The organism is Leucobacter tardus, assembly GCF_017583045.1.
In the GTDB taxonomy this organism is placed as follows: Bacteria; Actinomycetota; Actinomycetes; order Actinomycetales; family Microbacteriaceae; genus Leucobacter; species Leucobacter tardus.
This window is the reverse complement of record NZ_JAGFBF010000004.1, coordinates 106,875-118,915: the sequence shown is the minus strand read 5'-3', so window position 1 is coordinate 118,915 and position 12,041 is coordinate 106,875. Positions and strand designations below refer to the sequence as shown.

7 protein-coding genes are annotated in these 12,041 nt (G+C 66.8%); 4 read left to right on the top strand and 3 right to left on the bottom strand.

Annotation, left to right across the window (positions count from 1 at the left end):
- Positions 1-140: 140 nt before the first annotated feature.
- On the bottom strand, positions 141-4,034 hold the full coding sequence (locus J4H85_RS06060; RefSeq protein ID WP_208237873.1) for a DNA-directed RNA polymerase subunit beta': 3,894 nt from the start codon (positions 4,032-4,034) through the stop codon (positions 141-143).
- A 36-nt stretch (positions 4,035-4,070) separates the two neighbouring features.
- Positions 4,071-7,574: a DNA-directed RNA polymerase subunit beta gene (gene rpoB, locus J4H85_RS06055; protein ID WP_208237871.1), complete on the bottom strand. Its 3,504-nt coding sequence runs from the start codon at positions 7,572-7,574 to the stop codon at positions 4,071-4,073.
- 284 nt (positions 7,575-7,858) lie between these two features.
- On the opposite strand from rpoB, the gene J4H85_RS06050 reads away from it, so the two are divergent.
- Genes J4H85_RS06050 through J4H85_RS06035 form a run of 4 tightly spaced genes read left to right on the top strand, consistent with a single transcriptional unit; the run spans position 7,859 to position 10,639 of the window.
- Positions 7,859-8,575 (top strand): phosphatase PAP2 family protein, encoded by a 717-nt coding sequence (locus J4H85_RS06050; RefSeq protein WP_208237870.1) that lies wholly within the window; start codon positions 7,859-7,861, stop codon positions 8,573-8,575.
- A gap of 4 nt (positions 8,576-8,579) precedes the next feature.
- Positions 8,580-9,431, top strand: coding sequence for a spermidine synthase (locus tag J4H85_RS06045; protein ID WP_208237869.1), 852 nt, complete (start codon positions 8,580-8,582; stop codon positions 9,429-9,431).
- A gap of 3 nt (positions 9,432-9,434) precedes the next feature.
- On the top strand, positions 9,435-9,893 hold the full coding sequence (locus J4H85_RS06040; RefSeq protein WP_208237868.1) for a SprT-like domain-containing protein: 459 nt from the start codon (positions 9,435-9,437) through the stop codon (positions 9,891-9,893).
- Entirely contained in the window at positions 9,890-10,639 is a 750-nt protein-coding gene (locus J4H85_RS06035; protein ID WP_208237867.1) for a sulfite exporter TauE/SafE family protein, read from the top strand. Before J4H85_RS06040 ends, J4H85_RS06035 begins: the two co-directional genes overlap by 4 nt.
- A 17-nt stretch (positions 10,640-10,656) precedes the next feature.
- Here J4H85_RS06035 and J4H85_RS06030 read toward each other — a convergent pair whose 3' ends face one another.
- Complete coding sequence (locus J4H85_RS06030) at positions 10,657-11,949, bottom strand: Nramp family divalent metal transporter (RefSeq protein WP_208238202.1); 1,293 nt, start codon at positions 11,947-11,949, stop codon at positions 10,657-10,659.
- Positions 11,950-12,041: the final 92 nt, after the last annotated feature.

Below are 12,041 nucleotides of genomic sequence, written 5' to 3'. Positions count from 1 at the left end.
AAGCACTTCGCCGGAAAGCGGCGATCCCGCGCCGGTGTGGTGCGCGTGGCGCGCCGTGCACGCGTGACTCGTCCGGCACGCAGCAGAACGGGCCCCGATTCCGCAGGGGAATCGGGGCCCGTTCTTGGGTCGTTCAGCGTTTAGCTGTAGTTGCCCGGGTTGAACTCGTCAGCGGTGAAGCTGTCGAAATCCACGAACGACAGGTCGTTCTCATCGAAGGTTCCCTCGGTGGCGAAGAGACGGTTCGGGTAGCGCTCCGCCTTCGCCTCCTCGGTCGGCGTCACCTCGACGTTGCGGTAGGCATCCAGGCCGGTGCCGGCCGGGATGAGCTTGCCGATGATGACGTTCTCCTTGAGGCCGATGAGCGGGTCCTTCAGACCCTCCATCGCCGCCTGCGTGAGCACGCGGGTCGTCTCCTGGAACGACGCGGCCGACAGCCACGACTCGGTCGCGAGCGATGCCTTGGTGATACCCATGACCTCGGGACGCGCGGTCGCGGCACGCTTGCCGTCGATGAGCGCCTCGCGGTTGATGCGCTGGTACCGGGCACGGTCGACGAGCTCGCCCGGAAGCAGCTCGGTCGCTCCGTGATCGACCACGGTGACCTTGCGCAGCATCTGGCGCACGATGACCTCGATGTGCTTGTCGTGGATCGGCACGCCCTGCGAACGGTACACGCCCTGCACGCCCTCGACGAGGTACTTCTGCACCGCGCGCTCGCCCGGGATGTGCTTGCCGCTCTCGGTGGAGCCGACCTGGAGGATGTCCTTCGGATCGAGCGTGCCGAGCAGGAACGGCTGTCCGAGCTCGACGTGCTGTCCGTCTTCGACGAGCAGCGTGGCGCGCTTCAGCACCGGGTACGCCTTCTCCTCGGTGCCGTCGTCCGGCGTGAGGAGGATGCGACGGCTCTTCTCGGTGTCCTCGATCGTGATGCGGCCTGCGGCCTCGGCGATCGGGGACGCGCCCTTCGGGGTACGCGCCTCGAAGAGCTCCTGCACGCGGGGCAGACCCTGCGTGATGTCGTCGGCAGACGCCGAACCACCGGTGTGGAACGTGCGCATCGTCAGCTGGGTACCCGGCTCACCGATGGACTGCGCCGCGATGATGCCGACGGCCTCACCGATGTCGACGCGCTGACCCGTGGCGAGCGAACGGCCGTAGCAGGTCGCGCACACGCCGACTGCCGACTCACAGGTCAACACCGAACGGACCTTGATCTCCGTGACGCCCGCCGCGACGAGCTTCTCGATGAGCACGTCGCCGACGTCTTCACCCGCGCTGGCCACGACGGTCCCGTCCTCGGTCGTCGCTTCGGACGAGAGCGTCCGGGCGTAGACCGAGTTCTCGACGTTCTCGTCGCGAACGAGCGTGCCGTTGGCGTCTGCGGCGGCGATCGGCATGTCGAGTCCGCGACGGGTGCCGCAGTCCTCTTCGCGGATGATGACATCCTGCGACACGTCGACGAGACGACGGGTGAGGTACCCGGAGTCGGCCGTACGCAGTGCCGTGTCGGCGAGACCCTTACGCGCACCGTGGGTCGCGATGAAGTACTCGGCCACCGACAAGCCCTCGCGGTACGAGTTGAGGATCGGGCGGGGGATGATCTCGCCCTTCGGATCGCTCACCAGACCGCGCATACCCGCGATGTTGCGAATCTGCAGCCAGTTACCACGCGCCCCGGACGACACCATGCGGAAGATGGTGTTGTCCTCGGGGAACGCCTCGCGCATCGCGGTGGCGACCTCCTCGGTCGCCTCGCTCCAGATGTCGACGAGCTCGCGGTGACGCTCGGCGTCGGTGATGAGACCCCGGTCGTACTTCTTCTGCACGGCCTGAGCCGCCTGCTCGTGCGCCTCGAGGATCTCCGCCTTGTTCGACGGGCTGACGATGTCCGACAGCGCCACGGTCACACCCGAACGGGTGGCCCAGTAGAAGCCGGCGTCCTTGATCGCGTCCAGCGTCGCCGCGACGTCCACCTTGCGGTAGCGCTCGGCGAGGTCGTTCACGAGACCCGAGAGCGATCCCTTGTCGGCGACCCGCTCGAAATAGGGGTAGCTGGCGGGGAGCGCCTCGTTGAAGATCGCGCGTCCAAGCGTCGTCTCGACGAGCAGCGGCTTCTCGCTGGTGTTGCCGTGCTCATCGGTGTACCCGATGAGGCGGATCTTCACCTGCGCACCGAGGTCGAGCGTGCCCTCGTCCATCGCGAGGATCGCCTCGGCGATCGAACCGAATGCACGGCCCTCGCCCACGGAGCCCTTCTTGACGGTGGTGAGGTGGTGCAGACCGATGATCATGTCCTGCGAGGGCAGCGTCACCGGACGGCCGTCCGACGGCTTCAGGATGTTGTTCGACGCGAGCATCAGCACGCGTGCCTCGGCCTGCGCCTCGACGGAGAGCGGCAGGTGAACCGCCATCTGGTCGCCGTCGAAGTCGGCGTTGAACGCCGTGCAGACGAGCGGGTGCAGCTGGATGGCCTTGCCCTCGACGAGCTGCGGCTCGAACGCCTGGATGCCGAGACGGTGCAGCGTCGGCGCACGGTTCAACAGCACAGGGCGTTCGCGGATGATCTCCTCGAGCACGTCCCACACCTCCGAGCGCGCGCGCTCCACCATGCGCTTGGCGGCCTTCACGTTCTGCGCGTGGGACAGATCGATGAGGCGCTTGATGACGAACGGCTTGAACAGCTCGAGCGCCATCTGCTTCGGCAGACCGCACTGGTGCAGCTTGAGCTGCGGGCCGACCACGATGACCGAACGGCCCGAGTAGTCGACGCGCTTGCCGAGCAGGTTCTGACGGAACCGGCCCTGCTTGCCCTTCAGCATGTCCGAGAGCGACTTCAGCGCACGGTTGCCCGTACCCGTGACCGGGCGGCCGCGGCGACCGTTGTCGAACAGTGCGTCGACGGCCTCCTGCAGCATGCGCTTCTCGTTGTTGACGATGATCTCGGGAGCCCCGAGATCGAGCAGTCGCCGCAGACGGTTGTTGCGGTTGATCACACGACGGTAGAGGTCGTTGAGGTCGGACGTGGCGAAACGGCCACCGTCGAGCTGGACCATCGGACGGAGCTCCGGCGGGATGACCGGAACGACGTCGAGGACCATGGCTGCGGGGCTCGCACCGGTCTGCAGGAACGAGTTGACGACCTTCAGCCGCTTGATCGCGCGGATCTTCTTCTGACCCTTGCCCTCCGAGATCTGCAGGTGGAGTGCGTCGCTCTCCGCAGCGAGATCGAAGGACTCGAGACGCTTCTTGATCGCCTCGGCACCCATGTGGGCCTCGAAGTAATCGCCGTACCGGTCCATGAGCTCGGCGAAGTTCGCGTCCTCGGGCTTGAGGTCGCCCACCTTGAGGTTGCGGAAGTCTTCCCACACCCGCTGCAGCAGCGCGATCTGATCCTCGTAGCTCTTGCGCAGCGAGGTCATCTCCTTCTCGGCGCTGGCTTCGGCGCGACGACGCTGCTCGGCCTTCGCTCCTTCGGCCTCGAGCGCGGCGAGATCGGACTCGGCCTGCTGCTGACGCTGCGCGATCGCGATGTCGCGCTGGTCTTCGAGCGTCTTCAGCTCGAGGCGCAGCTCCGACTCAAGACCGGCCATGTCTTCGTGACGGCCGTCCTCGTCGATGTCGATGATCATGTACGCGGCGAAGTAGATGACCTTCTCCAGGTCCTTCGGCGCCATGTCGAGCAGGTACCCGAGGCGCGACGGGACGCCCTTGAAGTACCAGATGTGCGTGACGGGCGCGGCGAGCTCGATGTGGCCCATCCGCTCGCGTCGCACGCTCGACTTCGTCACCTCGACGCCGCAGCGCTCGCAGACGATGCCCTTGTAGCGGACCCGCTTGTACTTGCCGCAGGCGCACTCCCAGTCGCGACTGGGACCGAAGATCTGCTCGCCGAACAGACCGTCCTTCTCAGGCTTCAGCGTGCGGTAGTTGATGGTCTCCGGCTTCTTGACCTCGCCGAACGACCAGCTGCGGATGTCTTCGGCGGTCGCCAGACGGATCTGCAGCTCGTTGAAACTCGTACCCTCGAGCAATGGTTCTCCTTGCTTGAAAATTGACGTCTGGGCGCTTTAGATCTCGTCGATCGACGAGGACTCGAAGCGGGTGGACAGGTTGATGCCGAGTTCTTCCGCGGTGCGGTGCGCCTCGTCGTCGTTATCGCGGAGGTTCACTGCCGTGCCATCGGCGCCGAGGACCTCGACGTTCAGGCAGAGCGACTGCATCTCCTTCATGAGCACGCGGAACGACTCGGGCACTCCGGGCTCGGGGATGTTCTCGCCGCGCACGATGGCCTCGTAGACCTTCACGCGTCCGAGGATGTCGTCCGACTTGACCGTCAGGAGCTCCTGCAGTGCGTAGGCCGCACCGTATGCCTCGAGCGCCCACACCTCCATCTCGCCGAAGCGCTGGCCGCCGAACTGCGCCTTACCACCGAGCGGCTGCTGGGTGATCATCGAGTACGGTCCGGTGGAGCGCGCGTGGATCTTGTCGTCCACGAGGTGGTGCAGCTTCAGGATGTACATGTAACCGACCGAGATCGGGTACGGGAAGGGCTCGCCCGAACGTCCGTCGAACAGACGGGTCTTGCCCGTCGAATCGATGAGCCGCTCGCCGTCGCGGTTCTTCAGCGTGGAGTCGAGCAGACCGGCGATCTCGGCCTCGGTCGCACCGTCGAACACGGGGGTCGCGACCTTCGTGTCGGGGTCGGCCTGCATGGCCTCCTGGGGCAGGCGAGCCGCCCACTCCTGGATCGCCGACTCGTCGACCTTCCAGCCTTGCTTGGCGATCCATCCGAGGTGGATCTCGAGCACCTGACCGAAGTTCATGCGACCGGGGATGCCGAGCGGGTTGAGGATCACATCGACGGGCGTGCCGTCCGCGAGGAAGGGCATGTCCTCGATCGGCAGGATCTTCGAGATGACGCCCTTGTTGCCGTGACGTCCGGCGAGCTTATCGCCCTCGGTGATCTTGCGCTTCTGGGCGATGTAGACCACGACGCGCTGGTTCACACCCGAGCCGAGCTCGTCGTCGTTGTCGTTCTCCGCATCGAAGACCTTCACCGAGGTGACCGTTCCCGAAACGCCGTGGGGCACCTTCAGGGAGGTGTCACGCACCTCGCGGCTCTTCTCGTTGAAGATGGCGCGGAGCAGGCGCTCCTCGGCGCTCAGCTCGGTCTCGCCCTTCGGCGTCACCTTGCCGACCAGGATGTCGCCGGGGTTGACCTCGGCGCCGATCCGGATGATGCCGCGCTCGTCGAGGTCCTTCAGGGCCTCCATCGATGCGTTCGGCAGGTCGCGCGTGATGTCTTCCTTGCCGAGCTTCGTATCGCGGGCATCCACGTCGTACTCTTCGATGTGGATCGAGGAGAGCGTGTCGTCCTTCACCAGGTTCTGGCTCAGAATGATGGCGTCCTCGAAGTTGTGGCCCTCCCACGACATGAACGCGACGAGCAGGTTCTTGCCGAGTGCGAGCTCGCCGTTCTCGGTGGCGGGTCCGTCGGCGATGACCTCGCCGGCCTCGATCCGCTCGCCCTCGCGGACGATGACGCGGTGGTTGTAGTTCGTGCCCTGGTTCGAGCGGTCGAACTTGCGCAGGAAGTACCGGCCGACGCCGCCCTCGTCCTGCTGAATGGTCACGAAGTCTGCGGAGACCTCGCTGATGACGCCCGACTTGTCGGCCGTCACGACATCGCCGGCGTCGATCGCGGCGTAGCCCTCCATACCGGTGCCGACGACAGGGCTCTCGCTCCGGACAAGCGGGACGGCCTGACGCTGCATGTTCGCGCCCATGAGCGCGCGGTTCGCATCGTCGTGCTCGAGGAACGGGATGAGCGAGGTCGCCACCGACACCATCTGGCGCGGGGAGACGTCCATGTAGTCGACGCGGTCCGCGCCGACGAGCTCGACCTCGGAGCCGCGGGGGCGCGCGAGCACCTGCTCCTCGGCGAAGCGGCCGTCGTCAGTGAGCGGAGCACCCGCCTGCGCGATGAGGAACTCGTCCTCCTCGTGCGCGGTCAGGTAGTCGACCTGGTCGGTGACCTTGCCGTCGAGCACCCGGCGGTACGGCGTCTCGATGAAGCCGAAGGCATTGATGCGCGCGAAGGTCGCGAGCGCGCCGATCAGACCGATGTTCGGACCCTCAGGGGTCTCGATGGGGCACATACGGCCGTAGTGGGAGGGGTGGACGTCTCGCACCTCGACACCCGCGCGATCGCGCGAGAGGCCGCCCGGGCCGAGCGCCGACAGACGGCGCTTGTTGGTCAGACCCGCGAGCGGGTTGTTCTGATCCATGAACTGCGACAGCTGCGAGGTGCCGAAGAACTCCTTGATCGCCGCCAGCACGGGGCGGGTATTGATCAGGGTGTTCGGCGTGATCGCCTCGATGTCCTGCGTGGTCATGCGCTCGCGGACCACGCGCTCCATGCGGCTGAGGCCGGTGCGCACCTGGTTCTGGATCAGCTCGCCGACTGCGCGGATGCGGCGGTTGCCGAAGTGATCGATGTCATCCGTGTCGAGACGGACGTCGACCGACTTGCCGTCGCGGTTGCCCGGGAGGGTCTCGGTGCCGGCGTGCAGCCCGACGAGGTATTTGATCGTCGCGACGATGTCTTCGAGCGACAGCACCGAGTCGGTGATCGGGGCGTCGACACCGAGCTTGCGGTTGATCTTGTACCGACCGACCTTGGCGAGGTCGTAGCGCTTCTCATTGAAGTAGCTGTTGTCGAGGAGCGCACGCGCGGCCTCGATCGCCACCTGCTCGCCCGGCCGCTGCTTGCGGTAAATATCCTTCAGCGCCTCTTCCTGGGTGACGATGCCGTCCTTCTCCAGGGTGAGTGCGATCGACTCGTACCCGGCGAACTCCTCGAGGATCTCCTCGCTCGTCATGCCGAGCGCCTTCAGGAAGATCGTGACCGACTGCTTGCGCTTGCGGTCGATGCGCACGCCGACCTGGTCGCGCTTGTCGACCTCGAACTCGAGCCACGCGCCGCGGCTCGGAATCACGCGTGCGGTGAAGACGTCCTTATCGCTCGTCTTCTCCTGCGAACGCTCGAAGTAGACGCCGGGGCTGCGGACGAGCTGCGACACGATGACGCGCTCGGTGCCGTTGATGATGAACGTGCCCTTGTCGGTCATGATCGGGAAGTCGCCCATGTAGACCGTCTGGCTCTTCAGCACCTGGGTCTCGGTGTTGTAGAAGGCCGCCTCGACGTAGAGCGGAGCCGAGTACGTCTTGCCGCGCTCCTTGCACTCCTCGATCGAGAACTTCTGCTCGTCGAGGATCGGGTTCTCGAAGGACAACTGCATCGTGCCGGCGTTGTCCTCGATCGGTGAGATCTCGTCGAAGATCTCCTCGAGCCCGCTCTTCAGAGCGATGTCGTCGCGCCCCTCGGCCTGAGCATCGATGACGCGCTGCTTCCAGTCGTCGTTGCCGACGAGCCAGTCGAAGCTCTCGAGCTGCAGCGCGAGCAGGTTCGGTACCGACAGCGTGTCGGAAATCTTGGCGAACGACAGCCGGTGATGATTCCGGCCGTTCTGGGGTGAATGAGTGGAAGATGCGTTGGGCGCAGCAGCCAAGGAAACTACCTCCGTGGGCCCCGTCGGGCCGGTTGACCTGGTCTTGCAGTGATATTGCTTCTGGATCACGGGCGGGACATCACCGCGCTTGCGCGTGTACTCCCGGGGCCGACCGCTATATGAAGGCACACTGGTGTCCGTAGTGCAACTGCCAACTGTACCCGATCTCATACCACAGGTCAACCGCGGCCGTCGAACCCGCCGGGGTCCTCGGTGCTCGGCCGATTCCGTCGGCTATCCCGGGAGCCGGAGCTCACAGCGCGCACCCTGTAGCGTGAATGAGCATGGGTCGTTCAACACCTGCCGGCACAGTCCTCCTCGAGGCGGGCACCCCCGCGCGACCCTCGAGCGCGGCCCTCGCGTGGGCCGTCACCGCCATCGCACTCGTGGTCGTCGGCGGACTGTGGATCCGCTTCGGCGAACTCGGCGCGCTCCCGATCGACCGGTGGTGGCACGGAGCCGTCGAGGCCTCCCCCGCCTCGCTCCTCTTCGCCGTGGCGATCGGTCTGGCCGACATCGGGGGCAGCGTCGGCGGTGCGACGACGGCGGCCATCGCCGGAGCGGCGCTCTTCGCGCTCAGACGGCCGAGAGACGCCTGCGCCGTCATGCTCGCGGCGCTACTGGGAGTCGTCGCCTCGGAACTGCTCAAGGTCATCGTCGAGCGGGGACGACCGTCGGATCCGCTCGCGCACGCCACCGGACTCTCCTACCCGTCCGGACACTCCATGGGGGCGGCCGCGCTCGCGGCTGCCCTGTTCCTCGTCGTCCTCGGTACCGAGGGCGTCCGGCGAGAGGTGGTCCGCGCCGCGGCGTTCCTGGCGACGGCCTGGATCCTGGCCATGATGTGGAGTCGGACCGCGCTGCACGTGCACTGGTTGACCGACACGTTCGCCGGGGCCCTGCTCGGCCTCGCGGTCGCGATCATCGCCAGGAGGATCGCGATCAGACCGCGTACCCGACGGGTGACGACACCCCAACCACGGCAGTCGCGCGTAGGCTGAGGGGGTGACCCTCCCCCGCTCCATCACCCTGTCCTCGGGACTCGTCGCCACCGTCGAGGAGGACCGCTGGGTGCCCGGAGCCGTCCAGCTCGTGATCGACGGCACTCCGCAGTCGCACGTGAACCTCCGCGACACTACCGACCTCTTCTTCGAGTACGTGCGTCGCATCGGCCACGTCATCGATCTGTGCCGCGCTCCCGGTCAGCCGATCTCGGCACTGCACCTCGGCGGCGGTGCACTGACGCTGCCGCGGTACATCGCGGCCACGCGGCCGGGGAGTCGTCAGCAGGTGATCGAGCTCGAGGGCGCCCTCGTCGATCTCGTACGGGAGGCGGCGCCGCTGCCGAAGCAGGCGAGTATCCGCGTGCGACGGGGTGATGCGCGCGACGTGCTCGGCCGTCTGCCCGCCGGCATGCGCGGCGCCATGGATCTCGTGGTCGTCGACATCTTCGCGGGCGCGCAGACCCCGGCGCACGTGTCGAGCCGCGAGTTCTACGAGCTCATCGCACCCCTGCTCTCCGCCGACGGCGTCGTCGTCGTGAACGCCGCGGACGGCGCGGGGATGCGGTTCGTCCGCGGACAGGCAGCGACGTTGAACGCGCTGTTCCCCGCCGTCGCGGCGATCGGAGAACCGCAGGTGCTGAAGGGGCGCCGCTTCGGCAATGTGATCCTCGTCGCCGGTGCCAGCGGCGCCGCGTGGGAGTGGCTCCCGCGGCTGCTGGCGAGCGGCCCGCACCCGGCGCGCCAGCTCGTCGGCGACGAGTTCGCCGAGTTCATCCGTGGCGCATCACCCGTCACCGATGCCACGGCCACCGACTCCCCCGCACCTGCCCGCTCGCTCTTCGAGCAGGGCTGAACGGTGGCCGATCTCGAACGCGTCCGCATCTGGGCCGATGCCCTGATCCGCATGCACCTCGACCCGGGACGCTGGTCCTTCCGCTTCGACTCCGCGAAGCGGCGAGCCGGGCTGTGCAACTTCTCCGAGCACCGCATCTCAGTGTCGCGCTACCTCGCATCGCGGTGGGACGACGACGAGATCTATCAGGTCCTGCTCCACGAAGTCGCGCACGCGATGGCCGGACCCACGGCGGGACACGGGACGCGCTGGAAGCGGGTCGCCGCCGACATCGGGTACATCGGAGGCCGCACGCACGACGGCGAGATCGCCGCGGAGCTCGCCCCGTGGATCGGCACCTGCGCCGCGGGTCACGAGCACGTGCGCTTCCGACGTCCCACGCGACCGCTCTCGTGCGGCTCATGCGCGCGCGGGTACTCCGAGACGCACCGGATCGCGTGGCGTCGGCGGGAGACGTCATGACCGCACTGCTGCCCGGGTTCACTCCGGTCGCGTGGGCGCTGCTCGCCGTCGCCGCCCTGATCGTCGGACTCTCGAAGTCGTCGATGCCCGGCGCCAACACCATCTCGATCGCCATCTTCGCCTCACTGATGCCGGCCAAGGAGTCGACCGGGGCGCTTCTCCTGCTGCTGATCGTCGGCGACCTGGTGGCCCTGTCGATGTACCGACAGCACGCCGACTGGCGCGCCCTCATCCGACTCGCGCCCGCAGTGCTCGCCGGCCTCCTCCTGGGGGTCGTCTTTCTCGCGTTCGTCGGCGACACCGGTGTGCAGCGGGTCATCGGCATCGTGCTGATCGCGCTCGTCGGCATCACGATCTGGCGACGCGCGGCGCGGCGCGGCGGCACCGAGGTCAGCCTGTTCGGGCGACTCGCGTACGGCTCGCTCGGCGGCTTCACCACCATGGTCGCGAACGCGGGCGGACCCGTGATGTCGATGTACTTCCTGGCTGCCCGCATGCCGGTGCGCACGTTCCTCGGCACCGCCGCCTGGTTCTTCGCGATCATCAACCTGACGAAGGTGCCGTTCTCCATCGGGCTCGGGCTCATCACCGTCGAGACCGTGCTCATGGACCTGCTGCTCGTACCCGCCGTGCTGCTCGGAGCGCTGTGCGGTCGATGGATCGCCGGGCGCATCTCGCAGCGGCTGTTCGAGCGCGCGGTCCTCGGTCTGACCGTGCTCGGCGCGCTGTACCTGATCGTGGCGTAGCGCGCCGAGCACGGTCGTCAGCCGCCGAACAGCGGCGCGACCGCCTTCACGAGCTCGCTGATCCCGAGCGCGAGGAAGAGCGCTGCCGTGATGCCGAGGGCGATGTTCGTGTGGATCTTGTTGCGCCACTCCTTCGGCACGCGCTTCCCGTTGAGCAGGCCGAGCAGGGTCAAGGCGAGGAACGGCATGAAGAGCGATCCGAGCACGCCGTAAGCCAGGATCAGAGCGATCGGCCGATCGAGGAGGAAGAGGATCATGGGTGGGAACGTGAGCCACAGCACGTAGAACTTGAAGTACTTGCCGCCGATACGGGTGTCGGGGTGACCGGACTCCTTCTTCCGCATGTTGCCCCAGAAATCGGCGAACATGAGCGAGACCCCGTTCCACACGCCGATGATGGAAGAGAACGACGCCGCCCAGAAGCCGATGAGGAAGCCGATGCCGATCACGTCGCCGTAGCGGGCTTTCAGGACATCGGTGAGGTCGAGCAGGCCCGCGTCTCCCGCGGAGAGGACCACGCCTGCGGAACGAACCACCTCGGCGCCGACGATGAGCATCGCGATCACGAAGATGCCGGTGATGACGTACGCCATCGAATTGTCGATGCGCATCACCCGCATCCACTTCGGCGTTGCCCACCCCTTCTCGCGAAGCCAATACCCGTAGGCTGCGAGGGTGATGGTGCCGCCGACACCCCCGGCGAGCGCGAGCGTGTACACGACGCCGCCCTCGGGGATCATCGGGACGAGTCCGCCGAACATCTCGGGAATGTTCGGCGCGGCGATGACGGCCAGTCCGACGACCGTCACGAACATGATGCCGACGAACACTGCGGTGATCTTCTCGAAGAAGGCGTACTTGCCGAACCAGATCATGGTGAAGCCTGCGAGCCCCATGAGCACCGACCAGATCTTCAGGTCGACGGCCGGGAAGAGCGCCGCGAGCGGCATTGCCGCGGAACTCATGGCGGTGGCACCGTAGACGAAGCCCCAAATCATGATGTACGGGCCGAAGTACCAGGTCGTCCATTTCCCGAGTGAACGCCACCCCTGGAAGATCGTCTGCCCGGTGGCCAGCGTGAACCGTCCGGCGCCTTCGACGAGCACGATCTTCAGGAAGACGCCGAGCACCACCGCCCACAGCAGTCCGTACCCGTAGAGACTGCCGGCGACGAGCGTCGCCACCATGTCGGCAGCGCCCACACCGGTGGCCGCGACGACGAGGCCAGGCCCGATGACTCTCCACTTCGGCTCGTTTCCGGTCTCGATACCTTCGTTTCCGACGAACTGCGTCGGCTCGGACTGCTCCATCGCGCCCATGACTCCCTTGTCTGCGGTGTCGCCCGGACGCACGGTCCAGGCCATGTGCCGTTCCACCGTACGACCGGATCCTGGCCGCGTGA